The sequence below is a fragment of the Aeromicrobium camelliae genome (assembly GCF_003850045.1).
In the GTDB taxonomy this organism is placed as follows: Bacteria; Actinomycetota; Actinomycetes; order Propionibacteriales; family Nocardioidaceae; genus Aeromicrobium; species Aeromicrobium camelliae.
This window is the reverse complement of sequence record NZ_RQJX01000021.1, coordinates 1-24,079: the sequence shown is the minus strand read 5'-3', so window position 1 is coordinate 24,079 and position 24,079 is coordinate 1. Positions and strand designations below refer to the sequence as shown.

General features: G+C 68.2%; 25 protein-coding genes. 11 read left to right on the top strand and 14 right to left on the bottom strand.

Features of this window, described 5'->3' with window-relative positions; genetic code table 11:
• The first annotated feature begins 316 nt into the window (after nucleotides 1-316).
• From rpmH to EHW97_RS13390, 9 genes are read left to right on the top strand one after another with little or no spacing between them, the layout of a single operon-like run.
• The gene (gene rpmH, locus EHW97_RS13425) at nucleotides 317-454 is read left to right on the top strand and encodes a 50S ribosomal protein L34 (protein WP_124237689.1); all 138 of its coding nucleotides are present in this window, start codon (nucleotides 317-319) and stop codon (nucleotides 452-454) included.
• Between the two features lie 5 nt (nucleotides 455-459).
• Nucleotides 460-807 (top strand): ribonuclease P protein component, encoded by a 348-nt coding sequence (rnpA, locus tag EHW97_RS13420; RefSeq protein WP_124237688.1) that lies wholly within the window; start codon nucleotides 460-462, stop codon nucleotides 805-807.
• Entirely contained in the window at nucleotides 804-1,070 is a 267-nt protein-coding gene (gene yidD / locus EHW97_RS13415) for a membrane protein insertion efficiency factor YidD (RefSeq protein ID WP_124237687.1), read from the top strand. The genes rnpA and yidD overlap by 4 nt, the downstream gene beginning before the upstream one ends.
• Nucleotides 1,055-2,032 carry a membrane protein insertase YidC gene (yidC, locus tag EHW97_RS13410; RefSeq protein WP_124237686.1) on the top strand — a complete coding sequence of 326 codons (978 nt, stop codon included), beginning with the start codon at nucleotides 1,055-1,057 and terminating at the stop codon, nucleotides 2,030-2,032. The genes yidD and yidC overlap by 16 nt, the downstream gene beginning before the upstream one ends.
• A gap of 17 nt (nucleotides 2,033-2,049) precedes the next feature.
• On the top strand, nucleotides 2,050-2,523 hold the full coding sequence (locus EHW97_RS13405) for a Jag family protein (protein WP_341770295.1): 474 nt from the start codon (nucleotides 2,050-2,052) through the stop codon (nucleotides 2,521-2,523).
• The gene (gene rsmG / locus EHW97_RS13400; protein ID WP_124237684.1) at nucleotides 2,520-3,152 is read left to right on the top strand and encodes a 16S rRNA (guanine(527)-N(7))-methyltransferase RsmG; all 633 of its coding nucleotides are present in this window, start codon (nucleotides 2,520-2,522) and stop codon (nucleotides 3,150-3,152) included. The genes EHW97_RS13405 and rsmG overlap by 4 nt, the downstream gene beginning before the upstream one ends.
• Nucleotides 3,149-3,271: a hypothetical protein gene (locus tag EHW97_RS15870; protein ID WP_279432320.1), complete on the top strand. Its 123-nt coding sequence runs from the start codon at nucleotides 3,149-3,151 to the stop codon at nucleotides 3,269-3,271. Before rsmG ends, EHW97_RS15870 begins: the two co-directional genes overlap by 4 nt.
• 2 nt (nucleotides 3,272-3,273) lie before the next feature.
• Nucleotides 3,274-4,212: a ParA family protein gene (locus tag EHW97_RS13395; protein ID WP_124237683.1), complete on the top strand. Its 939-nt coding sequence runs from the start codon at nucleotides 3,274-3,276 to the stop codon at nucleotides 4,210-4,212.
• Nucleotides 4,209-5,090, top strand: coding sequence for a ParB/RepB/Spo0J family partition protein (locus EHW97_RS13390; RefSeq protein WP_124237682.1), 882 nt, complete (start codon nucleotides 4,209-4,211; stop codon nucleotides 5,088-5,090). The genes EHW97_RS13395 and EHW97_RS13390 overlap by 4 nt, the downstream gene beginning before the upstream one ends.
• A gap of 61 nt (nucleotides 5,091-5,151) precedes the next feature.
• Here EHW97_RS13390 and trxA read toward each other — a convergent pair whose 3' ends face one another.
• The 12 genes from trxA to EHW97_RS13330 form a co-directional block, all read right to left on the bottom strand.
• Nucleotides 5,152-5,478, bottom strand: coding sequence for a thioredoxin (trxA, locus tag EHW97_RS13385; RefSeq protein ID WP_124237681.1), 327 nt, complete (start codon nucleotides 5,476-5,478; stop codon nucleotides 5,152-5,154).
• Between the two features lie 17 nt (nucleotides 5,479-5,495).
• The gene (trxB, locus tag EHW97_RS13380) at nucleotides 5,496-6,467 is read right to left on the bottom strand and encodes a thioredoxin-disulfide reductase (RefSeq protein WP_124237680.1); all 972 of its coding nucleotides are present in this window, start codon (nucleotides 6,465-6,467) and stop codon (nucleotides 5,496-5,498) included.
• A gap of 75 nt (nucleotides 6,468-6,542) precedes the next feature.
• Nucleotides 6,543-8,123 (bottom strand): protein kinase family protein, encoded by a 1,581-nt coding sequence (locus EHW97_RS13375; protein WP_124237679.1) that lies wholly within the window; start codon nucleotides 8,121-8,123, stop codon nucleotides 6,543-6,545.
• Nucleotides 8,124-8,174: 51 nt separating this feature from the next.
• Nucleotides 8,175-9,815, bottom strand: coding sequence for a murein biosynthesis integral membrane protein MurJ (murJ, locus tag EHW97_RS13370; protein ID WP_166367510.1), 1,641 nt, complete (start codon nucleotides 9,813-9,815; stop codon nucleotides 8,175-8,177).
• On the bottom strand, nucleotides 9,808-11,880 hold the full coding sequence (locus EHW97_RS13365; RefSeq protein WP_124237677.1) for a DUF6049 family protein: 2,073 nt from the start codon (nucleotides 11,878-11,880) through the stop codon (nucleotides 9,808-9,810). Before EHW97_RS13365 ends, murJ begins: the two co-directional genes overlap by 8 nt.
• 55 nt (nucleotides 11,881-11,935) lie before the next feature.
• On the bottom strand, nucleotides 11,936-13,363 hold the full coding sequence (locus tag EHW97_RS13360) for a CCA tRNA nucleotidyltransferase (RefSeq protein ID WP_378079928.1): 1,428 nt from the start codon (nucleotides 13,361-13,363) through the stop codon (nucleotides 11,936-11,938).
• Between the two features lie 113 nt (nucleotides 13,364-13,476).
• The gene (locus EHW97_RS13355) at nucleotides 13,477-14,772 is read right to left on the bottom strand and encodes an ABC transporter substrate-binding protein (protein ID WP_124237676.1); all 1,296 of its coding nucleotides are present in this window, start codon (nucleotides 14,770-14,772) and stop codon (nucleotides 13,477-13,479) included.
• A 16-nt stretch (nucleotides 14,773-14,788) separates the two neighbouring features.
• On the bottom strand, nucleotides 14,789-15,943 hold the full coding sequence (locus tag EHW97_RS13350; RefSeq protein ID WP_243696449.1) for a branched-chain amino acid ABC transporter permease: 1,155 nt from the start codon (nucleotides 15,941-15,943) through the stop codon (nucleotides 14,789-14,791).
• Nucleotides 15,940-16,836, bottom strand: coding sequence for a branched-chain amino acid ABC transporter permease (locus EHW97_RS13345; RefSeq protein WP_124237675.1), 897 nt, complete (start codon nucleotides 16,834-16,836; stop codon nucleotides 15,940-15,942). Before EHW97_RS13345 ends, EHW97_RS13350 begins: the two co-directional genes overlap by 4 nt.
• Before the next feature lie 79 nt (nucleotides 16,837-16,915).
• Nucleotides 16,916-18,760, bottom strand: coding sequence for an AMP-dependent synthetase/ligase (locus EHW97_RS13340; RefSeq protein WP_124237674.1), 1,845 nt, complete (start codon nucleotides 18,758-18,760; stop codon nucleotides 16,916-16,918).
• Nucleotides 18,757-19,569: an ABC transporter ATP-binding protein gene (locus tag EHW97_RS13335; protein ID WP_124237673.1), complete on the bottom strand. Its 813-nt coding sequence runs from the start codon at nucleotides 19,567-19,569 to the stop codon at nucleotides 18,757-18,759. The genes EHW97_RS13340 and EHW97_RS13335 overlap by 4 nt, the downstream gene beginning before the upstream one ends.
• A complete protein-coding gene (locus tag EHW97_RS13330; RefSeq protein WP_124237672.1) occupies nucleotides 19,566-20,348 on the bottom strand; it encodes an ABC transporter ATP-binding protein in 783 nt (260 codons plus the stop codon). The genes EHW97_RS13335 and EHW97_RS13330 overlap by 4 nt, the downstream gene beginning before the upstream one ends.
• Nucleotides 20,349-20,376: 28 nt before the next feature.
• On the opposite strand from EHW97_RS13330, the gene EHW97_RS13325 reads away from it, so the two are divergent.
• Nucleotides 20,377-21,039, top strand: coding sequence for a TetR/AcrR family transcriptional regulator (locus EHW97_RS13325; protein WP_124237671.1), 663 nt, complete (start codon nucleotides 20,377-20,379; stop codon nucleotides 21,037-21,039).
• A 293-nt stretch (nucleotides 21,040-21,332) separates the two neighbouring features.
• Here the strand turns inward: EHW97_RS13325 and ppgK are convergent, their stop codons facing one another.
• Complete coding sequence (gene ppgK, locus EHW97_RS13320; RefSeq protein WP_124237670.1) at nucleotides 21,333-22,079, bottom strand: polyphosphate--glucose phosphotransferase; 747 nt, start codon at nucleotides 22,077-22,079, stop codon at nucleotides 21,333-21,335.
• A gap of 107 nt (nucleotides 22,080-22,186) precedes the next feature.
• On the opposite strand from ppgK, the gene EHW97_RS13315 reads away from it, so the two are divergent.
• The gene (locus EHW97_RS13315) at nucleotides 22,187-23,122 is read left to right on the top strand and encodes a DUF808 domain-containing protein (RefSeq protein WP_124237669.1); all 936 of its coding nucleotides are present in this window, start codon (nucleotides 22,187-22,189) and stop codon (nucleotides 23,120-23,122) included.
• An 82-nt stretch (nucleotides 23,123-23,204) separates the two neighbouring features.
• On the opposite strand, the gene EHW97_RS15385 is transcribed toward EHW97_RS13315, so the two are convergent.
• Nucleotides 23,205-24,079, bottom strand: an 875-nt coding sequence (locus EHW97_RS15385) for a hypothetical protein (protein ID WP_208002048.1), incomplete at its 5' end; no start/stop codon positions are given.

Here is a 24,079-nt window from a genome sequence, read left to right as displayed (position 1 = left end):
ACAGTTGTCCACACCATGTGTATGACTGGTGGCGGACGCCTCACGACCTGTGGAAAAGCCTTCTGGGACTCTAACGGTGCCGCGGCAACGGCGACAAGCCGGTTCGGATAATTGTGTGGACGACGTCGGCGTGTCGGCTGGACCTGGAGCTGATCTGGCGAGTACTGAGGTCAGTTTGACCCGATTCGGGTCACCCCCGTACCGTTGAACTGGTCGTCCCTGCGCGACTCCCGCCGCGTGCCCACGAAGTATCCTTCGTGAGCGAGCGGTGGCCGTCGATCGGCCGACACAGATCCAGACGTCAAAGGAAACTCTCGTGAGCAAGCGCACCTTCCAGCCCAACAACCGTCGTCGCGCGAAGAAGCACGGCTTCCGCCTGCGCATGCGGACCCGCGCCGGTCGCGCGATCATCTCGTCGCGTCGCCGTAAGGGCCGCGCGAAGCTGGCTGCCTGATTCACGTGCTCGCGCGTGCCCACCGCATGCGCGACGGTGACGCGTTCCGCCACACGATGAGGCGCGGAACCAAAGGCGTGGCCCCCACGCTCGTCGTCCATGCGGTGACTGCTCCGGAACCGGCGGATTCGTCCGTCGGTTTCGTCGTGAGCAAGGCCGTCGGGTCGGCCGTCGACCGAAACCGCGTCAAGCGCCGTCTCCGGCATCTGATGCGCGACCGGATCGACGACCTTCAAGATCCCACCTGGGTCGTGGTGCGTGCCCTGCCGCCTGCGGCCCAGGCGCCGTCGTCGTCGCTGTCTCGTGACCTCGATCGTGCGATGACGCGCGCGCTGAACGGCCGCCGGCGATGAGGTGGCTTCTGGTGCGATTGCTGCGCGGCTACCGCGCAGTCATCAGCCCGCTCTACGGGCAGGTGTGTCGTTATTACCCGAGTTGCTCGGCTTATGCGCTCGAGGCGGTGGAGCGGCACGGCGCCTGGCACGGCTCGCTCATGGCCGCCCGGCGTCTGGGGCGCTGCCATCCTTGGACCGCAGGTGGCTACGACCCCGTTCCCCCCACGACGGCGCGCCCTGTCCGCGCGTCTGAACAAGGAGAGGCATGTTCGACTTCCTAGGCTCGATCCTCAACGCGATCATGACGCCGCTGTACTACGCGGTGTCGGGCATCGTCCTGCTGTGGCACGAGTTGTTCTCGTTGTTCCTCGACTCGGCGTCGGGGTGGTCGTGGGCGCTGTCGATCGTCGGCCTGACCGTCACCATCCGTGCGATGCTGATCCCGTTGTTCGTGCGGCAGATCAAGTCCAGCCGCAATATGCAGCTCCTTCAGCCGCAGTTGCGCGAGTTGCGGGAGAAGTACGGACATGACCGTGAGCGGTTCGCCCAGGAACAGATGAAGCTGTTCAAGGACTCGGGGACGAACCCGTTCTCCTCGTGCATGCCACTGGTGCTGCAGATGCCGATCTTCTTCGCACTGTTCCGGGTCATCAACGAGGCCGCCCGCAAGGGCGGGGACGGGGCGCTCGGCTTCCTGTCCCGGGACCACGCCGAGTCGTTGCAGGATGCCGAATGGCTCGGCGGCCGCATCGCCGACACGTTCCTCACGAGCGAGCACCTCGAGACGAAGATCATCGCGATGGCGATGGTCGTGCTGATGAGCGCCACGCAGTTCATCACGCAGCGTCAGCTGATGGCCAAGAACATGCCGCCTGAAGCGCTCAACGGGCCGTTCGCGCAGCAGCAGAAGATGCTGCTCTACATCCTGCCCATCGTCTTCGCGGTGTCCGGTGTGGCATTCCCGCTGGGAGTTCTCGTCTACTGGACCACCTCGAACCTGTGGACCATGGGGCAGCAGTTCTACGTCATCCGCAACAATCCGGCACCCGGTACGCCTGCCTTCAAAGCCAAGCAGGAGCGTGATCGCAAGCGCGGTAAGGCGCCGCAGATCGACCCGGCGGAGGCCGCGGCAGAGGAGCGCAAGCGCATTGCGCGCGAGGCGGCGCAGAAGCGTCAGCAGCCGAAGAAGCAGCCTCGCAGTCAGCGTAAGCAGGGGCCGAAGAACACCCCGAAGAAGCGATGAGTACGGGAGGGGCACCGATGAGCGAGACGGCTCAGGATCTGGAGCGTGAGGGCGACATCGCGGCGGACTTCCTCGAGGAGTTGCTCGATATCGCCGATCTCGATGGCGATATCGACATCGACGTCGATGGTGACCGCGCGGCGGTGGAGATCGTGGGCGGTGAGCTCAACCACCTGGTCGGTCGCGACGGCGAAGTGCTGGACGCGCTGCAGGAGCTGACCCGCCTTGCCGTCTACCGCGAGACCGGGCAGCGCAGCCGGCTCATGCTCGACATCGGCGGTCACCGCGCCGCGATTCGCCGTCGCCGCGTCGACGAGGCCACTGCGGCGGTCGACGAGGTCAAGGCTGGTGCCGCCGAAGTCGCCATGGCTCCGATGTCGGCGTTCGAACGCAAAGTGGTGCACGACGTGGTCGCAGCAGCGGGCCTCGTGAGTGAATCCGAGGGCACCGGTGCCTCCCGTCACGTGGTTGTTCGCCCTGCATCCGCATGACCGAGGAACGTCGAGTCTCTGTTTCACGTGAAACGCTCATCTCCGCGCTCTTCGGGGATCGCGCGCCACTGATCGAGCGCTACGCCGAAATCCTCGCGACCGACGGGGTCGAACGCGGAATGATCGGTCCACGCGAAGCGCCGCGGCTCTGGGAGCGTCATCTACTGAACTCCGCCGTCGTATGTCCCCGGCTCCCGCAGGGTGCGACGGTCGCTGACGTCGGAACGGGTGCCGGCCTCCCCGGTGTCGTGTGGGCGATCGCGCGGCCAGACGTTCAGATGACGTTGATCGAACCGTTGTTGCGGCGTACGCGTTTCCTCGATGATGTCGTCGCGGTGTTGGGGCTGACGAACGTCACGATCGTCCGCCGGCGCGCTGAGGACGTGAACGACCGGTTCGACGTCGTCACGGCGAGGGCTGTGGCGCGGATGGACAAGCTCGCGCGGTGGTGCCTGCCTCTCGTCGGGTCCGGTGGCATCTTCCTCGCACTGAAGGGCAGTAGTGCAGCGACCGAGGTCGAGGAGGCGCGTGGCGTCCTCGACCGCCTCGGCGCTCGGTCTATCGTGGTCACGACGTACGGTGACGACCAGCTCGAGATCCCGACAACTGTGGTGGAGGTGACCCGATGACCGTCGTGCCGGAACTGGGATGGCCCCTCGTGGAGGAGCGCCCCATGGAGGAGGAGCTCAGTCCCGAGGCGAGTGCGCCCGTCGGGTGGCAGGTTCCACGTGAAACAACGAAGGACTGACGATGGCTGAGCAGACGCCGACGGCAGCGGAGTTCGCTGCCCAGGCATTCGAGGAGGACGCCTCGACCCCGTTGGCCACGCAGGCACGTGACCACGTCACGATGCTTGAGCGGCTGTCCACAGTGGGCGACTTCGAGCGTCCGTCATCGCCCCGGGTCTTCGTGGTCGCCAATCAGAAGGGCGGCGTCGGTAAGACGACCACCTCAGTCAACATCGCCGCAGCCATGGCGATGCGAGGACTGCGGGTGCTCCTCATCGACCTCGACCCGCAGGGAAATGCGTCCACCGCGACGAACATCGAGCACGGCAGCGGCACTCCCGGTACGTACGAGGTCCTTCTCGACGGGGCGGCCATCGCCGACGTCGCCCAGAACGCCCCCGAGATCGAGAACCTCGCCGTGGTGCCGGCGACGATCGACCTGGCGGGTGCGGAAATCGAGCTCGTCTCGCTCGTCAGTCGCGAGCAGCGGCTCCGTAAGGCGATCGACGCCTACCTCGCGGCGAGCAGCGACCCGGTCGACTACGTGTTTATCGACTGTCCACCCTCACTCGGATTGCTCACCGTGAACGCGATGGCGGCCGCGCGTGAGGTGCTCATTCCGATCCAATGCGAGTACTACGCTCTGGAAGGACTCAGCCAGCTGCTGCGCAACATCGAACTCGTGCAGCAGCACCTGAACCCGCGCCTCGAGGTCTCCACTGTGCTGCTCACGATGCACGACGCCCGCACGAATCTCTCGGCGAGTGTCGCGGCCGAGGTCCGACACCACTTCGGTGATCGAGTACTGCGCACCGCCATTCCGCGGTCGGTCAAGATCAGCGAGGCGCCGGGTTATCAGCAGACCATCCTGACGTACGATCCGACCTCGACGGGTGCGCTGTCGTACCTCGAGGCGGCGCGGGAGATCACGACGCATCGACGTGAGGAGAGCCGAGCATGACCACACGACCGGGTCTTGGACGTGGCTTGGAGGCGTTGATCCCGACGTCGCGTGCAGCGGCGGAACGGGAAGGGCTGGCCGAAGTCGAGGGCGCTCGGTTCGCGGAGATCCCCGTGGCGTCGATCCGTCCGAATCCCAAGCAGCCGCGTCAGGTGTTCGATGAAGAGGAACTGAGCGAGCTCGTGCACTCCATCAAGGAGGTCGGGCTCCTCCAGCCGATCGTCGTGCGCGAACTGGGCGCCGACCAGTACGAGCTGATCATGGGGGAGCGGCGCTGGCGCGCCCATCAGCTCGCCGGTCTGGACACGATCGCCGCGGTCATCCGCCAGACAACCGACGAGGATCTCCTTCGCGACGCGCTGCTGGAGAATCTGCATCGCTCCCAGCTCAACCCACTGGAGGAGGCGGCCGCCTATCAGCAGCTTCTCGACGATTTCGGGTGCACCCATGACGAACTGTCGGCACGTATCGGCCGGTCACGTCCGCAGATCACCAACACCATCCGGCTCCTGAAGCTCACTCCGGCCGTGCAGCGTCGCGTCGCCGCCGGCGTGTTGTCCGCGGGGCACGCACGGGCGCTCGTCTCGGTGACCAACCCGGAGGTGCAGGACCGACTCGCGCAACGCGTCGTCGCGGAGGGCATCTCGGTGCGCGGCCTCGAGGAGATCGTGCGATTCGGTCAGGATGAGCCGCAGGGGACACCGCGCAAGCAGACCACGCGCCCGACGTCGCCGAAGGTCGCCGAACTCGCGCACCGCCTTTCCGAGCACTTCGACACCCGCGCCACGGTGCAGTTGGGCAAGTCGAAGGGCAAGATCACGATCGAGTTCGCGACGATCGACGACCTCGAGCGCATCGTGGGTCTGATCAACCCATAAGTCGACAAAACGATAAAGCCCCTCGTAGATATATCTACGAGGGGCTTTATCGTCTCAGTGATCAGGAGATGAAATCGCCGATCTCGTTGAGGATCGCCGACTTCGGGCGGGCGCCGGTGATGGACCGGACGAGCTCGCCGTTCTGGTAGAGGTTGATGGTCGGCAGACCGGTCACGCGGTACTGCGCGGGCGTGACCGGGTTCGCGTCCGCATCCATCTTGACGACGGTCAACGTGTCGGGGTTCTCGGCCGCGATCTCCTCGAGGATCGGGGCAACCTGGCGGCACGGACCACACCACGAGGCCCAGAAGTCCACGAGGACGGGTCCGTCGGCCTTGAGGACCTTCTCCTCGAAGTCGGCGTCGGTGACGGCAGCGATGTCAGCCATGCGATGTGCTCCTTCGTTCATTCGGTCAGTGCGGCGGCCGGTGCGGGTTCACCGGCCTCCTCGAAGCTGGCGAGATAACGCTCGGCATCCAGGGCGGCCGAGCAGCCGGTGCCCGCGGCCGTGATGGCCTGGCGGTACGTGTGGTCGACGAGGTCGCCGGCGGCGAACACGCCCGGGATGTTCGTGGCGGTCGAGCCCGGCTGGGTCAGGACGTATCCCTCGTCGTCGAGGTCGACCTGCCCGATGAGGAGCTCGGAGCGCGGGTCGTGACCGATCGCGATGAACAGGCCACTGACCGGCAGCTGACGGGTATCGCCGGTGCGGGTGTCACGCAGCGTCACGGCCTCGAGCGTGCCGTCACCGTGGATCTCGGCGACCTCGCTGTTCCAGGCGAACTCGATCTTGGGGTTGGCCAGCGCGCGCTGCGCCATGATCTTGCTCGCCCGCAGCTCGTCGCGGCGGTGGATCAGCGTGACCTTGTCGGCGAAGCGCGTCAGGAACGTCGCCTCCTCGACCGCCGAGTCGCCGCCACCGACCACCGCGATCTCCTTGCCACGGAAGAAGAAGCCGTCGCACGTGGCGCACCAGCTCACGCCGTGGCCGGACAAGCGGTCCTCGCCGGGGAGACCGAGCTTGCGGTAACCCGAGCCCATGGCGAGGATGACGGCGCGTGCGGAGAACGTCCGGCCGTCAGCGAGGGAGACCGTCTTGATCGGGCCGGCGAGGTCGACGTTGGTGACGTCGTCGGCGATGAGCTCGGCGCCGAAACGCTCAGCCTGGGCGCGGAACTTGTCCATGAGCTCGGGGCCCATGATGCCGTCAGGGAAGCCGGGGAAGTTCTCGACGTCGGTCGTGTTCATGAGCGCGCCGCCGGCGGTCACGGAACCCTCGAAGACCAGAGGCTCGAGGTTCGCCCGCGCGGCGTAGACGGCGGCGGTGTAGCCCGACGGACCCGAGCCGATGATGATGACGTTGCGGACTTCGCTCATGGAGACTCTCTCGTCGACGGTGGAACTACTGGTGCAAACGGATTCTAGGTGCAGGACATTCCCGCAGACGCCGACTCATCGTCCGCGGACAGCGACACCGCGGATCTCGCCGCGATACTCGTCACTGCCCACCTGCGGCAGCGATCGCAGCCACACGACGACGTACCTCGTATAGGTGCCCGACGGCAGCGCGATGGCGGCGTCCTCACCGGCGGCGTCGAGCACGGCGACCTCGCGCAGATCGTCGAGTGACGTCGGTACCTGCTGCATCGTCGACGGTGCGGTCATGATGGACAGGTCGGTCGGAGAACCGGCGAGCCGAAGTTGCACCTGTTCGACCTGCGTGGGCGATCCGAGATCCAGGATCAGGCCCACGCCGTCTTTGAGCCGTCCGAACGCGGGATCGCCGTAGTACGTCGATGTGTACCACCCCGACTCCGGGTCGTCGTCGAGAGCATTGTCGACCAGGCGCGAGTTCTCCTCGAGGTCAGCGCCTTGGGGATCGAAATCGATCGCCGCCTGGATCGGCAGCACGCGCGCGGGCTCGCTTGCCGACGGGGTGCTGGAACTGTCCGGGCCCGAGGACCGGGTGGACTGGGCCACGAGCAAGGCGAGCACTGCGACGATCATGACGGTGCCGAGCACCCCCAGCAGCACGAGCCCACGGTCGCCGCGGGCGGCTTCGCGCAGGCGACGGCGACCACGCTCGAACCGCGTCGGTGGAGGGGGTTCGAAAGCCTTGGGCCGACGGCGCGGCGGGGTGAGCCCCGGCGGGGGACCCGACGGGAGGATGACCGGATCCAGCCGGAGCAGGTCCGGCGACGACACCGGGGAGTGGACGAGTTGTTCGGAGTCGACGTCGTCGTCCTCACCGGTCAGCAGGAGCACGTGCGCGATGTCCGACGCCTTGGTCAGCGGAGGCTCGTGATGCCGCGGGGGATCGCCGAGGATACGGTCGCACACTGTGTCGATGTCGCGGGCGACGCCGGCGCGCACCTGGCGGGGGCGCAGCAGTCGGCCGTGCTCAGTGGGTGCCGCGCGCAGACCGTCCACATGTCCGCCCGGCCACCGGCTGACGAGGCACGCGTAGAGAAGTTTGCCGATCGCGTGGACGTCGGCGCGCTCGTAGCTGTCGAGGTCCGCTGCCGAGACCTGCTGGTCGACGGGTGCCAGGGCCGTGGCCACGCCGAGCCCGACGATGCGCACGGCGCCGGACTCCTTGAGCAGGACCTGGTTGGGGGTGAGCCGCCGGTGGTACAGGCCGTGCTCGTGAGCGTGCGCGAGCGCCTGGGCGACTTCGGCCACCACCGTGGCGGCGCGACGGTTGGGCAACGGCGACTGGACGAGCAGACTGCTGAGCGGCACGGCCCGCGCCCACTCGCGCACGATGACGTGATATCCCGCATCGTCCTCGACCAGGTCGAGCACCCGGAGGAAGCGGTGGTCGGTCACCTTCGTGGAGTCGCGTGCGGCCTGCAGGAAGTTGCCGGACCGCGGATCGTCCGACGGCAGCAGCTCGACGCGCACGTTGCGGTTGAGGATGTGGTCGTGAGCCCGCCAGTTGGAGGCCCCGAGACTCTCGCTCACCAGATCGTGGAGTTCATACCGTCCGGCCAGCACGACGCCCGGCGCGAGGGCGCGTCGTTCGCTCGTCACGGTGTACTCCTTCGGTCTCCACCATGGTAAGACGCCGGGCCAGCCCAGCAGTCAGCCACGGCGGAGCAGGCTGCGAACGACGTACTGGAGTTCACGGAGTCGAGCGAGGTGTGCCGCTACGAGGTAGACGAGCGCGCCGAACCCGCCGACGACGACGAGGTGGAGCAGGGCCCCGAGGAACGTCCCGTCCGGGCCGAGATCGAGCCGCAACCATCCGACACTGGCCGTGAGCATCACCGCGCAGGTCAACAGCGTCACGAGCGCGAGTCGCACGAGGAATCCGGTCATCTCCGCTGTGGCGAGGCCGCCGACCCGGCGCGACAGCAGCGTCACGGAGATCGTGAGGCCGACGAGGTAGGCCGCGCCGAAGGACAGCGCCAGGATCGTCGATACCCAGATCGGGGAGACCAGCGAGGAGGCGATGAAGGCCACGAGGACGTTCGTGGCGGCGATGACCGTCTGGATCCAGAACGGCGTGCGCGTGTCCTCCATCGCGTAGAAACCGCGGAGCACGACGTAATGCAGGGTGAAGGCCAGCATGCCGAGGCTGAACGCGGAGATCGTCGTCCCGATCGCGCCCACCGACGAGCTCGCCGCACCGCCCGAGGCGAGCACCTGTGCGAGCTGTGGTCCGAGCACAGCAGTGGCGACGGCGATCGGCACGATGAGGATCAGCACGAGCCGCAAGGTCCGGCCCAGCTCGGAGCCGACCCTGGCGAGGCGTCCGTCGGCCGCGTACGCCGCAAGGGTGGGGATGATCGCCGTCGCCAGAGAGACGGTGATGACGCCGTGCGGCACCTGGGCGAGCAGGAAACCGAGGTCGTAGACCGTCTGGCCGGCCGCGTCTTGGCCGGTGCGGCGGCCCTCGATCGTCGCGCCCGAGCCGATACGAGCGATCACGAAGAACGCGATCTGGTTGACCACGATGAACCCCAGGGTCCAGGCGCCGAGACGGGCGGTGTGACCGAGGCCGACGCCGCGGAAGTCGAACCGGGGCCGGTAGCGGAAGCCGACGGCGCGCAGATACGGCACGAGTGTCACCGCCTGCACCACGATCCCGAGCGTGGAACCGAGGCCGAGCAGCAGCGCCTCACCGGTCGAGAAACCGTCGGCGGCATCCGACGTCCCGAACAACCAGGCGTACGTCCCCAGCATGGCCAGGGCGATGAGGTTGTTGAGAATCGGCGCCCACATCATGGGTCCGAACCGCTGCCGAGCGTTCAGCACCTGGCCGACGAGGACGAACGCCCCGTAGAAGAACACCTGCGGCATGCAGAGCACCATCAGGAGCAGGGCTGAGCGTCGCTGATCGGCGAACTCGGGCGTGAACAGCGCGCCGTCGAAGAGCAGTCGCATGATCAGCGGAACCGCGATCGTCAACACGATCGAGGCGGCCAGCAGGACGAGAAGTCCCAGCGTGATGACCCGGTTCGCGTAGGCGTCGCCGCCGTCCTCGTCGTTCTTCATGGCGCGCACGAGCTGCGGCACGAGCACGACGTTGAAGACGCCGCCGGCCACGAGGATGTACAGGGAGTTGGGGATCGAGTTCGCGATGTTGAAGAGGTCCGCGTTCAGCGAGGCGCCGATGACCGCGATGAGCACGATCGACCGCAGCATGCCGGTGATGCGCGAGACGATCGTTCCGAGCGCCATCCAGGCGCTGGCCCGCGCGAGGGCCGGACGTTCACTCATCGGCCGAGGCCTTCGAGGCCGCATCGTCGGACAGGCGTCGGAAGCCGCGCCGCGAGAACCTGCGCCCCATGGCCACGATGACACCGAGCGCAGCGGCGCCCATCGCGAGCCAGACGATGACGCCGACCTGACTCGAGCGGACGTTGAACTCGGCGGGACGCCCGATCGGTGTCTCGCCGGCCATCGCCTGAGCGGTCAGCGTCGTCGAGGTCTGCCGGCCGAGATCGATGTCTGCGTTCACCGTCTTCCGCTCGCCGGGCGCGATGTCGACGGGCGGAAGGGCCTCCGGGTCCAACGCGGGGTTGCTCGCGTCGAGGGCGATCGACACCGAGATCGGCAGGGTCGTGGGATTGCTGATGGTGAGGGGGAAGCTCCCCTGACTGCTGGACAATGTCACGGCACGTGGCCCGAGGACCTCGATGCCGTCGAGGCTCTCGGTGATCTGGTCGGCCTGCTGGGTGGCCGAGACGGCCGCGCGCTCGGGCTGGTCGAGCCACCTGACCGACAGGGCGCCCGCGAGCTGCCGCGCGAGCACCGATTCCTGGTCCTGTTGGCCGGTCACAGCGGCCGCCGCCATGGTCTGGGCCTGCTGCAGCTGCTCCACGGCAGACAGGACCGGACTGGGGAGCGGAGCCGTCAGCGGCTGATCCGGAAGCTCCTCGTCGTATCCGTCGACACCGCCGGCGAGGAGCTCGTCGAGCGTGACCGCGTGCGTGAGGTCATCATCGCCCAATGCGGGCAGAAGCGTCGTGGCGCGGGCGTCCTCGTCGGGAACCCACGACGGGTCCACGAAGGTGAGGGCGTCGGCACGCGACTGCGGGTCGACGGCACGCGACAGGCTCGCCAGCGCCGCCTGCACCAAGACGCGCTGCCGCAGCGTCACCGTCGTCTCCGTTCCGTCGCCCGCCCGGAGCGTGTCGTTGACGGCGAGGGGAGCGGGCCCGCTGCGTGTCTCGACCGTCACCAGACTCCCGTGCCGCTGCTCCCAGTCCGGGAGCGACGACGATCGGACGATCGTCGGACTCTCACCGGCCGAGCGCAGGGAGTTCATCAGTCCTGTGGTCGCACCGGTCTCAGCCGCCCAGTGGGCGCGTCGACCGGTCAGCTGGTGGCGCGAGAGTGCGTCAGTGGTCGCGGCTTCCAACTGTGGGGCGATGGTGGCTTCGAGGTCTGGGCGATTGACGAGGGCGACACGGTCGGGCCGGTCGTAGTCGACGATCCACGTCGCGGAACTGCGAGCCAACGCGATGAGGTCCTCGCGGAAGGAGTCCGCAGCGCGACGATCGTCGTCCTCGATGTCGGCCGCCTCGGGGATCCCGGTGTCGTCGGCGAGGTTCTGCGCGGCGTCGAGGACGGCAGGGTCGATCACGAGTGTCCGTGAGGACGTGGGCAGCGAGGCGGCCAGGTCGAGCTGTTGGCGCATGCGTCCACCGTCGGAGATCGCGTCGCGCAGTGCCTCGACGTCGTCCGCCGCGTCCTCTCGGTGCGGGCCGAGCGTGAACGACCACACCAACCCCGAGGGCACGGGATCACTCGGATCCTCGACCCACGGGAGGAAGGTGGTGGCGCGCGCGACCGACCGGTCCGAACGGGTGCCCTCCGCGTCCGTCGCGAGCAGCTGCACCCCGACGGGATACACCCCCTGGGCGCCGGTGACCCCGACCTCAGCGAGCGGCACTTCCAGGTCGAAGGAGGCTGACTCGCCGGGCTCCAGGTCCCCGACCTCGTCGAACAGCCCCGGTGTGATGATCCGGTCGCCGATGTACGTCGTGTCGTCGGTCGCGACCGCCTCGACCTGGTCGCGTGTGGTGAACGGCGAGCGCGCCATCACGAGATAGGCCTGAACGGCCGTCCACTCCGACGTGCCCGTGTTCTCGATCGTCCCCGACAGCTGGATCGTGGCGTCAGGGTCGAGGCGGGCGGGGCTGAGGGCGTCGATCGTGACGGTGAGCCCGCCCTGGTCGCTCTTCTCCTCGGCTGCGGCGACACCGCCGAGCACCATCCAGACCATCGCGGCGCCCACGGCGAGCAGGAGGCCGCGCAGCCGGATCCGTCGGGAGGTCACCGCCCCATGGTAGGGGCGGGCGCACACCGGGCCGGGCATCGCGACGTCCTGCCGTTCAGTCCCGCGCGGCCCACCACGCGCGCAGGGCCTCGGCCGCGGACTCCTCGCCGAGGGGACCGCGGTCCATGCGGAGGTCGAGGAGGAACCGGTAGGCCTCACCCACGACGCGACCAGGCCCGACGCCCAGGATCTGCATGATCTGGTTGCCGTCGAGGTCCGGCCGGATCGCGTTGAGCTCCTCCTGCTGGGCCAGTTGTCCGATCCGTCGTTCCAGATCGTCGTACGTACGTTGGAGTCGCAGTGCCTTCTTCTGATTGCGGGTCGTGCTGTCGGCGCGGGTGAGGATGTGGAGCCGCTCGAGCTCGTCGCCCGCGTCCCGCACGTACCGGCGCACTGCGGAGTCGGTCCACTGCCCGGTGCCGTAGCCGTGGAACCGGAGGTGCAGTTCGACGAGCTTGCTCACCGAGTCCACCACATCGTTGGGGTAGCGCAGCGCACGCAGCCGCTTGCGGGCGAGTTTGGCGCCGACGACATCGTGATGATGGAACGTGACCGTCCCGTCGGACTGGAACCGCCGCGTCGCGGGCTTGCCGATGTCATGCAGCAGGGCCGCGAGCCGGACGATGAGGTCGGGCCGCTCGTCGAGCCGCGCCTCCAGGTCGATGGCCTGCTCGAGCACCGTGAGGGAGTGCTCGTAGACGTCCTTGTGCCGGTGATGCTCGTCGCGTTCGAGGATCAGCGCCGGGAGCTCGGGCAGCATGCGGTCCGCAAGCCCGGTCTCGACGAGGATCCGCAAGCCCGCGACGGGAAAGTCCGCCAGCAGCAGCTTGCTGAGCTCGTCGCGGATCCGTTCGGCGGAGACGATGTCGAGACGCTCGGCCATCTGGGTCATCGCCGCGATCACGTCGTCGGTGGGCGCGACGGCGAGCTGCGCGGTGAACCGGGCGGCGCGCATCATGCGCAGTGGGTCGTCGCTGAACGACTGCTCCGCGGTGACGGGCGTGCGCAGCCGCCGGTCCGCGAGGTCGTCGAGTCCGCCGAACAGGTCCACGAACTCACCCGAGGGCAGGCGCAGGCCCATCGCGTTGATCGTGAAGTCGCGTCGAGAGAGGTCGCCGTCCAGGGTGTCGCCGAACGCCACCACCGGTTTGCGGGTGGCGGGATCGTACTCGTCGGTGCGATAGGTGGTGATCTCCAGTTGATCCGAACCCTTGCGCGCCCCGATCGTCCCGAACTCACGTCCCACGTCCCACGTGGCGTCGGCCCACCCGGTGAGCACGTTCTCGATGGCGTCGGGGGAGGCTGAGGTGGCGAAGTCGAGGTCGTGGACGACGCGGCCGAGGAGGGCGTCGCGGACGGGTCCGCCGACCAGAACCAGTTCGTGTCCGGCCGCGGAGAAACGCCGGCCGAGGTCGGTCAGCACGGGGTGCGCCGACAGCAGCGCATCCAGGCGTTGGCGTTCGAGATCGGTCAGCTCAGGCACGATAGGCCACCTTACCGGCGTCAGTGCAATCTCCTGACCGACGAGCCTGCGAGCAACTCCTCGACCACGACCGAGGGGCCGGGTAGACGCCCGGCCCCTCGTGTCGTGATCGGTTACCGCAGTGCGAAGCAGGGTTCGGAGAAGTCATACGACTCGGCGGTGGGGCCGGCCATCATCTCCTGTTCGATCGAGACTCCCGTCGGGGCGTCCGGATCCACCTTGCTGATGACGCTCTCGCGCCAGGCGACCTCCTCCGGGTCACCGGCCTGGTTGCCGGACTCCGGAGGAAGCATGCCTTCGTAGTCGACCTCCTCGAGGTTCTGCGCCGCCTCGACGAGGTTGGCGCGGGTGATGCCGCCGTCCATCTCCGCGGCCGCCTCGAGCGCGGCGAGGAGCGGGTAGCTCCACGCCCAGCCGGAGGTGTACCCGTCGTTGGGGGTGACGTCGCCGAGTGCGTTGCGCATCGCCTCGTGACCGGGGGTGTCGGTGCCCCACGGTCCCCACGGACCGGCCTGGAAGTACATCGCCTCCAGTGCCGGTGCGGCCGCCGACTGCAGCAGCGCCGGGTTCCACGTCGGGCTCGAGCCGACGACGGTTCCCTGCCAGCCCTGAGCCGCCGCGCCGCCGACGATCGTGGCCATCTCGGCCGGACCGGTCGTCACGACGATCAGCTCGGGCTGCTGCTGCAGCACCGCGGCCACGGCGCCGGCCTGGTTGTCCTGACCGGTCGGCGTCTCGACCTCCACGAACTCGAGGTCGTTGGCCTCAGCGGCCGCCTTCGCACCCGCGGCGGCGTCTCCGCCGTAGTCGTTGGGGTACTTGATCGCCATGACCTTGCCGCTCACGCCGCGAGCCTTGACCGCCCAGTCGACGCCGTTCATCGCCTCGAAGCAGTAGTTCGCGCCACTTTCGAGGATCTGGTCCTCGAACGACCACGCCGAGTTCCACGACGCCGGGATGCCGATGACGTCGTCGTTCTTCATGTCGTCGAGGATCGCGAGGGTCTGCGAAGAGCCGAGCGTCTGGCCGAGCGCCAGGATGTCGTTGCGCATCTCCTGATACCGCCGGTTGTGGATCTCCGGGTTGTACTCGGCGTCGGCGATGTGGTCCTCGATGTTGATGTCGTAGCCGCCGACGCCGCCTTCCTCGTTGACCCGCTGCCAGAACGCCTTCTGGGCGTCGGTGATGGGCACGGCCAAGGGCGCGAACGGGCCCTTGGTGAGGTCGGAGATGGCGCCGAGGTAGATGCAGCCGTTGTCCTCGTTCACCGCGTCCGGACAGGGCTCCTCGGTGATGCCGGCGCTTGCGCCGTCCTCCGAGCCGCCCCCTCCACTGCGGCACCCGCTGAGCACGAGGGCGGCGATGGCCGCTCCCGCGAGCGCCCGGGTCATGAACCGTCGGTGCGTCATGATCACTTCTTTCCTTTCAGTAGGAGAAGGGCCAGCCCTTCCAGTAGTTCCGGATCCGCATCCAGATGCCGAACAAGCCCCGAGGCTCGAAGATGAGGAAGCCGATGATCAGCAGGCCGTAGAGAATGGCCTCGAACTGGAAGACGTTGATGAGGCCGCCCCCGACGGTGGACGTGCTGATGATCGGGAAGAGGTGCGCGATCTCCTGCGCGATGCGCGGCAGCGAGGTGATGAACAGCGCGCCCATGATGGAGCCGGAGATCGTCGCGACGCCGCCGATGAGCACCATGGCGAGGTACTGGATGCTCAGCAGCAGCCCGAAGGCGCCGGGCTCGAACACGCCGACCACGGCGTAGTACAGCGCTCCGGTGACACCGGCGAAGAACGACGACATCGCGAACGCCATGACTTTGTAAACGGTCAGGTTCACACCGATGACGGCGGCGGCGACGTCGCGGTCGCGGACGGCCGAGAACGCACGGCCGACACCGGAGCGGGCGATGTTGCGTCCGAGGATCGCGAAGACGATGAGGAAGACCAGCGCGAGCAGGTACTGCTGCTGGTCGCGGCTGAGGCCGAGCCCGAACAGCGATCCCGCCTCGGCGAAGTCGATGCCGAACAACTCGAGATCCGGGCCGCGCCGACCGACACCGGGGCCGCCGGTCAAGGTGCGCGCCTCGCGGAAGATGTGCTCGCCGAGGAACACCAGGCCGAGCGTGACGATCGCGAGGTAGAGCCCGCGCAGGCGGACGGCCACGGGACCGACGATGAGACCGGCGATCGCGGCGACGACTCCGGCGGCGGGCAGCCAGATCCACATCGGAAGCCCGTAACCGGTCACGCTGCCTTCCGGATCCCCGCCGAGTACCGCGCCCGTGTAGGCGCCGAGGCCGAGGAAGAAGGCGTGACCGAGGGACACCTGTCCGGCATAGCCGGTCACGAGGTTGAGGCCGATCGCTCCGACGGAGGCGATGAGTCCGAGCGTGAAGATCAGCAGGAGGTCGTCGGTGACGAGGAACGGCACCGTGAACGCGGCGAGGATGACCAGCGCCGTCGAGCGCCGTTTCGCCGGGGTGTTCAGCAGCCCCATGTCCTGGGCGTAGGAGGTGCGCAGCTGAGGCCGGCCCCGCGGGGGCCGCGGAGCGCGGCGGGGGGTGAGCATGCTGGTCATACGCGTTCCACCTCTCGGGTGCCGAAGAGTCCGTACGGTCTGACGAGCAGCACCAGGAACATCAGGGCGTAGGGCGCCACCAGGGCGAAGTTCGCGCCGAGGAACGGTGCGACGTCCGGCTGGTACACGGCGGTGAGCGACTCGACGATGCCGACCGCCAGGCCGCCGATGACGGCCCCGGGCAGGCTGTCCAGACCGCCGATGATGATCGCGGGGAGCGCCTTGAGCGCGATGATCCACGTGTTCTGTTCCATGCCCGCGGACCCCGCGGCGACGAAGGTGCCGGCGATGGTGGCCAGACCGCCGGCGATCGCCCAGGCCAGCGCGAAGATCGCGCCGACGCGGATCCCCTGGGCGAGCGCCGTCTCCTGATTGAGCGCCGTCGCCCGCATCGCCAGGCCTGCCTTGGCGTAACGGAAGAACATCACCAGGGCCACCACCGTGATCGCGGTGACCGCGATGAGCGCCACCCGCTGATGAGTGATGGAAAGCCCGAGGAACTCGTACTGCCGCGATCCGTCGGGGAACGTGACGATGCGGGGGTTGGCTCCCATGTAGCGGTTCGCGGCGATGCGCAGCACGATGTCCACGCCGATCGTGATGATCGCGAGCGTGAAGACCGGCTTGCCGACCATCGGCCGGAGCGCGAGGCGCTCGACTGCCATGCCCAGGAGGGCGCCGAGGATCATCGCGAGCAGCAGACCCGGCCAGAACGGCAGCCCGATCTGTGCGGTGAGGTGGTAGCTGAACAAACCGCCGCACACCATGAGCGCCGGCTGCGCGAAGCTGATGACGTGGGTCGCCTTGTAGATCATGACGTAGCCCAGCGCGAGGAGCGCGTAGATCGCACCCTGGCTGAAGCCGTTCAAGATGGCCTGCGCGAACTGGTTCATCCGGTCACCTGCCTGGAAGAGTCGAGGGTGGGGCAGGCGACGGGTCGACACTGCGTCATTCGGGCGTCCTGGTGGGTGCTCATGCCGGCACCTCCTGGGGTGCCTCGTCGTACATCGCCGCGATCTGCGCCGCGAACTGCTCGGTGATGGCTGATCGCTTGACCTTCTGCGTCGCGGTGAGCTCGCCCTGCTCGTGGTCGAGTTCCTTGGGCAGCAGCGTGAAACGCTTGATCGTCTCCACCGAGGCGAACTTGGTGTTGGTCTCGTCGACGATCTGCTGGACGAGTTCGCGCACCTCGGGCTTCTCGGTGAGGTCGCGGTAGGTCGTGAACGCGATCTTGCGTCGTTGCGCCCAGTCGCCCACAGTGTCCAGTTCGATGCCGATGAGCGCGGTCAGGTAGCGGCGGCGGTCGCCGACGACGATCGCCTCCTTGATGTACGGCGAGGACTTCAGGCTGTTCTCGATCTCGCTCGGGGCGATGTTCTTGCCGCCGGCGGTGATGATGATGTCCTTGATCCGGTCGGTGATCTTGATGTGGGTGCCATCCACCCACTCGCCGACGTCGCCCGTGTGCAGCCACCCGTCCGGGTCGATGGTGCGGGCGGTGGCGTCGGGGTTGTTCCAGTAGCCGGCGAACGTGCCGGGGTGACGGGTGAGGATCTCGCCGGTCTCCTCGTCGATCCGCACCTCCGCGCCCTGCTGAGGCTCGCCGACCGTGCCGACCTTGATGCGGCCGGCGACGTTGGCGGTGGCGATCGCGCTGTTCTCGGTCATGCCGTAGACCTCGTGCATCGACAGGCCGATGCCCATGAAGAACTCGAGCACCTCCGGCGCGATCGGCGCGGCGCCGGACGCGGCGTAGCGTGCCTTCGCCAGCCCGAGCCGTTCGCGCAGCGGGCGGTACAAGAACACCCAGCCGGCGGCGTAGGCCAGGCGGGTGGCGAGGGTGTGGTTGCCCTCGTTCTCGACGAGCTTGCGGCCGATCCAGCGCGAGACGCGCATCCACAGGGCGAAGTTGGCGCGCTTGAGGCGCGAGGCGCCGCTCATGCGGATGTGCACACCGGCGGCGATCTTCTCCCAGATCCGCGGGACACCGAAGACGATCGTGGGCTGCACCTCGCGCAGGGCGACCTGCACCGTCTCGATCGACTCGGCGAAGTTGACCTGCGAGCCGACCGCCGCGTTGAACCACGTCGTGAACACGCGCTCGGCCACGTGGCACAGCGGCAGGTAGGACACGATGAGGTCCTTGTCGCTGGCCGGCGGGTCGACGAACGCGCCCTGGTTGGCGAGCGTGTCGATGACGAACTCGATGTTGCTGATGGTCAGCATCGCGCCCTTCGGCGGACCGGTGGTACCGGACGTGTAGACCAGCGTCGCGACGTCGGTGAGTTCGGCCTGCTCCGCACGCTCCTCCACGGCGCCCGGGTGCTGTGCGCGGTGTTCTTCACCGAGCGCGAGGAACTCCTCCCACGACATGAGCCGCGGATCGGTGTAGCGGCCCCGGATGCCGCGCGGGTCGATGTAGACGATGTGCTTGAGGTCGGGGAGTTCGTTGACGATCTCCAGGGTCTTGTCGACCTGCTCCTGATCCTCGGCGATGAGCACCGACGACCCGGAGTCGCTCAGCACGTGCCGCACCTCCGGCGCGGGGTTCGTGGGGTAGAGGCCGACCGTCACGGCGCGCACCGCGGTGATGCCGATGTCGCTGAACAGCCATTCGCGCCGGTTCTCGCTGTGCACGGCGACGCGGTCGCCGGGCTGCACCCCCAGCGCGAGCAGACCATGTCCGACGAGGACGGCGTTCTGCCAGTAGTCCTGCCAGGTGACCTGTTCCCAGATACCGAAGTTCTTCTCGCGCATCGCGACGGCGCCCGGGGTGCGCTCGGCGCGCTCGCGGATGCGCAGGGCCAAGGTGCTCATCGGGTCGAGACCTCCTCGATGACGTCGGCGATGGTGGCGTCGTCGACCGTGCCGAGGTAGGCGCGGACGACGTCAGGATGGGTCTGCACCTCGTGCGGGGTGCCGATCGTGATCGGGACGCCGAAGTCCATCGCCATGACGCGGTCAGCGAGATCCATCACGAGCCCCATGTCGTGCTCGACGAGGATCATCGGGATCTTGAGTTCGTCGCGGATGTCGAGGATGAAACGCGCCATGTCCTCGGTCTCCTCGCCGTTCATGCCGGCGACGGGCTCATCGAGCAGCAGCAGGCGCGGTTCCATCGCCAGGGCGCGGCCGAGCTCGATCCGCTTCTGCACGCCGTACGGCAGCATCCCCACCGGCAGATGGCGGTAGCTCTCGATCTCGAGGAAGTCGATGATCTCCTCGACGCGCCGGCGGTTCGCGACCTCCGCCCGCCGCGCCTTGCCCAGCCAGGCGACCGCCGAAGGCCAGCCGTAGCCGAGGTGGTGGTGTCGGCCGAGCATGAGGTTGTCGACGACGTCGAGGTTCTCGAACAGCTCGATGTTCTGGAAGGTGCGGGCGAGGCCGCGTTCGGCGATGCGGTGCGGGGCGACTCCGAGGATGGACTCCCCGCCGAACCGCACCGCGCCGACCTGCGGCCGGTACACGCCGGAGAGCACGTTGAAGATCGACGTCTTGCCCGCGCCGTTCGGGCCGATGATCGCGAACAGTTCGTGCCCGCGGATGTCGAAGCTCACGCCGCCCAGCGCTTTGACGCCGGCGAAGCTCAGCTCGACGTCGGTCACCTCGAGGATGGACTCGGTCATGACAGCCACCGCTTCCTGCGCTTGTAGTGCTTGATGTCGCGGTAGGAGGTGGCGAGCTCACCGCGGCCCAGGTAGAAGTCGCGGATGTCGTCGTCCTCCAGGAGGGCCGCGGCGGGCTGATCCATCACGATCTTCCCGTGCTCCATGACGTAGCCGTGCTGGGCGATCGACAGCGCCATCGTGGCGTTCTGCTCGACCAGCAGGACCGTGGTGCCGCGTTCCTCGTTGATCTGCACGACGATGTCCTTGATCTGCTGGACGATCCGCGGCGCGAGGCCGAGGCTCGGCTCGTCGAGCAGAATGACGTCGGGCTGCGCCACGAGGGCGCGGCCCATCGCGAGCATCTGCTGCTCGCCGCCGGACAGGTAGCCGGCGGTGCGCTTGCGGCGCTCCTTGAGCACCGGGAACAACGTGTAGATCTCGTCGATCGAGTCGGTCAGGCTTCCCCGCCGGGTGTGTCCGCCGACGCGGAGGTTCTCCTCCACGGTGAACTCGCCGAAGACGCGGCGTCCCTCAAGCACCTGGCCCAGTCCGGCCGCCACGATCTTGGGCGCGTCCCACCCGTGGATCGGCCGATCGCCGAGCAGGATCTCGCCCTTGGTGATCCTGCCGTCGTGGATGTCGAGCAGGCCCGACAGCGCCCGCAGCAGGGTGGTCTTGCCGGCACCGTTCGCGCCGAGCAGCGCGACGATCTGTCCGCGGGGCACCGTGAGGCTCACCCCGCGCAACACGAGGATGACGTCGTTGTAGACGACCTCGAGGTTCTTCACGCTCAGCACGACGACTCCCTAACTCCCGCGTGAGTGAATGCCCAGCATCCTGGCACACAACGTGACCCGCGTCACCCACTTTCTGCACACGGGGTGTAAATTTCTCGCCGTGGAGGAATTCGTCTCGCGCCAGACCGATGGGCGGGCGCGTCGTTCGGAGCGCACCCGCGCGGCCATCGTCGACGCCCACGCGCGGCTGCTGCGGAACGGTGAACTGCGCCCCAGCGCCAAGCAGATCGCCCAGGAGGCGGGCGTGTCGGTGCGGACGCTGTGGGGGAGCTTCGGCGACATGGAGAACCTGTTCGCCGAGACGGTGGCCTATTGGTTCGCGTCCGACGACGCGCTCGTCGAGCCGATCGATGCCGACCAGCCTCTGGACGACCGCATCACCCAGTTCTGCGCGGGGCGGGAGCGACGGCTGCTCAACATCGCTCCGGCTGCGCGGGCGGCGCTGCTGCTCGAGCCGGTCTCACCGACGCTGCGCGCCAGCCGGGCCGGCCACATCAACCGGGTACGCAACGAACTGGAGCGGGTGTTCGCCGACGAGCTCGAGGAGAGTGACCATCGCGATGCACTGCTCGATGCGCTCACCGTCGCCGCGAGCTGGAACGCGTGGTCGCTGCTCCATGACGACCATGAACGCGACGCCGCTGCGTGTCGCGCCGCCATGGAACTCACCCTCCGCGCCCTGCTGACCTGACCACGAGCCCGCTGTGTGATGGTCGAGCGCCCGGTAGGTGGTCTCGATACGGTCGGCCGCGGCCGGCCTCCCTACTCGACCACCGAGGTCCCGGATAGGTGGTCGAGTAGCGACCGCCCTTCGATACGCCGCTCGTTCCTCGCGGCTGCTCAGGAACCGGAACGAGGGAGCGTATCGAGACCAGTGGACGCAAGGTGGTCTCGCTCCATCGCGGCTACGCCCCTCCTGCGATGGCTCCATCGGCTCCGCAGAGCTTCGCCTACTCGACCACCTACGGGGAGAGGCGGGCGGGGTCAGTGTTCTTCGGCGGCGAGGGCGGCGGCACCGATGATGCCGGCGTTGTTGCGCAACTCGGCCGGGATGATCTCGGTGCGCAGCGAGAGCAGGGGCAGGAACCGCTGGTGGTCCTTGCTGACCCCGCCGCCCACGATGAACAGGTCCGGCGAGAACAGCCGCTCGAGATGGCTGAAGTACTCCTGCAGGCGCCCGGCCCACGACTCCCAGCTGAGGTCCTCGCGCTCGCGGGCGCTGGTGGCGGCGTAATGCTCGGCGTCGTCGCCCTTGAACTCCAGGTGGCCCAGCTCGGTGTTGGGCACGAGCTTGCCGTCGATGATGAGCGCCGATCCGATCCCCGTGCCGAGGGTGATGACCATGATGACGCCGCCGCGACCGCGCGCCGCCCCGTACTTCGCCTCGGCGAAGCCGGCGGCGTCGGCGTCGTTGACGACGTGCACCTCCCGGCCGAGGTGCTTGGTGAACAGGGCGTCGACGTCGGTGTCGATCCAGCTCTTGTCGATGTTGGCGGCGGACCGGGCCACGCCGCGCTGGACGACGGCCGGGATGGCGACACCGGTGACGGGAGGCTGCGGGGCGTCGGGGAACGCGTCGATGATCTTCTGGCAGACGTCGGCGAGCGCCTCGGGGGTGGACTTCTCGGGCGTGTCGAAGCGGGTCCGGTCACCGGCCAGAGCACCGGTGTCGAGGTCCACCGGAGCGCCCTTGGTGCCCGTGCCGCCGATGTCGATGCCGAATCCCATCATGGCGGCGAGTCTAGTGCGGTCTGCGCCCGTTCGTCGGTGCACGCCGCTCGGATCACGCCCGCGCCCTACGCTGAACCCGTGACTTCCACGATCTGCGGAGATCCCCGGTGAGCGGCGGCCTCGTCGCGCTGCTCGACGACGTTGCAGCACTCGCCCGTCTGGCGGCAACCTCGGTCGACGACATCGGCACGGCCGCCGGCCGCGCGAGTGCGAAGGCGGCGGGCGTCATCGTCGATGACGCGGCGGTGACCCCCCGCTACGTGCAAGGCCTGGACCCCAAGCGCGAGCTCACCATCATCTGGCGTATCGCCAAGGGCTCGTTCCGCAACAAGCTGGTGTTCATCCTGCCGGCGCTGTTGCTGCTCAGCGAGTTCCTGCCCTGGTTGCTGACGCCCTTGCTCATGGTCGGTGGTGCGTACCTGTGCTTCGAGGGGGCGGAGAAACTCTGGGAGAAGTTCGGGCCCGGTCATCACGGTCCCGAGAAGCCTGCCGCGGCTGAGGACGGCCCGGACGAGGACGCCGTGGTCTCCGGAGCGGTGCGCACCGACTTCATCCTCTCGGCGGAGATCATGGTCATCTCGCTCAATGAGGTGGCGGGTGAGGGGCTGCTCTCCCGCGCGGTGATCCTCGCGATCGTGGCGGTGGGCATCACCGCTCTCGTCTACGGGGTGGTGGCGCTCATCGTGCGGATGGACGACATCGGTCTGGGCCTTGCGGAGCGCGAGTCGCCAGGCGCGCAGCGCATCGGGCGCGCCCTCGTCAAGGGCATGCCCAAGGTCATGGTGCTGCTCGCCACCGTCGGTGTGGCCGCGATGCTGTGGGTCGGCGGACACATCCTGCTCGTCGGCACCCATGATCTGGGATGGCACGGCCTCTACGACGCCGTCCACCATCTCGAGGAGCTCGTCGCGCACGCCAGCCCGGCGCTCGACGGACTGCTCGCCTGGCTGACGAACACAGCGGCTTCGGCGCTGCTCGGGGTGCTCGTGGGCGCGGCGATCGTCGCCGTCATGCATCTGATTCCGCGTCGTTCGCACGCCTGAGGCCGAACCGCTCTCACGACGAAGGCGGTGGGGAGGGACTCGTCGAGCCCTCCCCACCGCCTCGCCGCGCGGTGCGGCCGCGCTACTCGCGGGCGCGGCCCCGGGTGCGTCCGGTCACGACGCCGGCGGCGCCGGTGACCAGCAGCGCGAGCCCGAGCAGCAGGCCGCCGAGGGCGACCGGAGCACCGGCGTTCGGCAGCCACGAGCTGCCCCGGCTCGAGCCGTAGCCGCCCGATCCTGAGCCGCCCGTGCCGGCGCCGGCACCGGTGTCGCCACCACCGCTACCCGGGGCTCCGCCGTCGCCCGCCGCCGCGACCTGAACGACCGCGTTGGCGGAGTTGCCGTCCGCATCGGTGGCGACGATCGTCAACGGACCGGTCACGGCGTCCTCGGGAACGACGAACTCCGTGGTGAAGTCCCCGTTCTCGTCGGTGGTCACGGTCTGCTCACCGATGACCTTGCCGTCCGCGTCGGTGTAGATGATCGTCACCTCCGAGTTCGGGGCGTAGCCGGAGCCGTCGACGGTGATCGTGTCGCCGGGGTCGACCGTGTCCGGGTCGACCGACAGGACCGGTTCCCCCGGGGCGGGCGCTTCTTCGACCGTCACGCTGTCGGTGGCGGTGTTGCCGTCAGCGTCCTCCGCTGCGATGCTCAGCTCCCCGATCGCCGTGCCCTCGGGCACCACGAACTCGGCGGTGAAGGTGCCATCGTCGTCGCTGGTGGCGGTCGCGCTGCCGGCCTCGTTGCCGTCGGCGTCCGTGAACGTCACCGTGACCTCGCTGTTCGGCGAGAACCCGGCACCGAGCACGAACACGGTGTCGCCCTCCGTCACCGTGTCCGGACCGGCCGTGATGGTCGGCTCACCCGGATTCGCGTCGGCGACCTCGACCGTCTCGGTGGCGGTGTTGCCGTTCTCGTCGGTGGCGTCGACGGTGAGGTCACCGGGCGGTGTGCCGT

Coding starts and splice junctions, on each gene's coding strand:
- EHW97_RS15870 (WP_279432320.1), top strand. CDS start 3,149: ATGACCGTCGTGCCGGAACTGGGATGGCCCCTCGTGGAGGAGCGCCCC.
- EHW97_RS13395 (WP_124237683.1), top strand. CDS start 3,274: ATGGCTGAGCAGACGCCGACGGCAGCGGAGTTCGCTGCCCAGGCATTC.
- rsmG (WP_124237684.1), top strand. CDS start 2,520: ATGACCGAGGAACGTCGAGTCTCTGTTTCACGTGAAACGCTCATCTCC.
- trxA (WP_124237681.1), bottom strand. CDS start 5,478: ATGGCTGACATCGCTGCCGTCACCGACGCCGACTTCGAGGAGAAGGTC.
- EHW97_RS13325 (WP_124237671.1), top strand. CDS start 20,377: ATGCCCAGCATCCTGGCACACAACGTGACCCGCGTCACCCACTTTCTG.
- murJ (WP_166367510.1), bottom strand. CDS start 9,815: ATGAGTGAACGTCCGGCCCTCGCGCGGGCCAGCGCCTGGATGGCGCTC.
- EHW97_RS13340 (WP_124237674.1), bottom strand. CDS start 18,760: ATGAGCACCTTGGCCCTGCGCATCCGCGAGCGCGCCGAGCGCACCCCG.
- EHW97_RS13335 (WP_124237673.1), bottom strand. CDS start 19,569: ATGACCGAGTCCATCCTCGAGGTGACCGACGTCGAGCTGAGCTTCGCC.
- EHW97_RS13355 (WP_124237676.1), bottom strand. CDS start 14,772: ATGACGCACCGACGGTTCATGACCCGGGCGCTCGCGGGAGCGGCCATC.
- ppgK (WP_124237670.1), bottom strand. CDS start 22,079: ATGATGGGATTCGGCATCGACATCGGCGGCACGGGCACCAAGGGCGCT.
- EHW97_RS13390 (WP_124237682.1), top strand. CDS start 4,209: ATGACCACACGACCGGGTCTTGGACGTGGCTTGGAGGCGTTGATCCCG.
- yidC (WP_124237686.1), top strand. CDS start 1,055: ATGTTCGACTTCCTAGGCTCGATCCTCAACGCGATCATGACGCCGCTG.
- trxB (WP_124237680.1), bottom strand. CDS start 6,467: ATGAGCGAAGTCCGCAACGTCATCATCATCGGCTCGGGTCCGTCGGGC.
- EHW97_RS13345 (WP_124237675.1), bottom strand. CDS start 16,836: ATGAACCAGTTCGCGCAGGCCATCTTGAACGGCTTCAGCCAGGGTGCG.
- EHW97_RS13350 (WP_243696449.1), bottom strand. CDS start 15,943: ATGACCAGCATGCTCACCCCCCGCCGCGCTCCGCGGCCCCCGCGGGGC.
- EHW97_RS13405 (WP_341770295.1), top strand. CDS start 2,050: ATGAGCGAGACGGCTCAGGATCTGGAGCGTGAGGGCGACATCGCGGCG.
- yidD (WP_124237687.1), top strand. CDS start 804: ATGAGGTGGCTTCTGGTGCGATTGCTGCGCGGCTACCGCGCAGTCATC.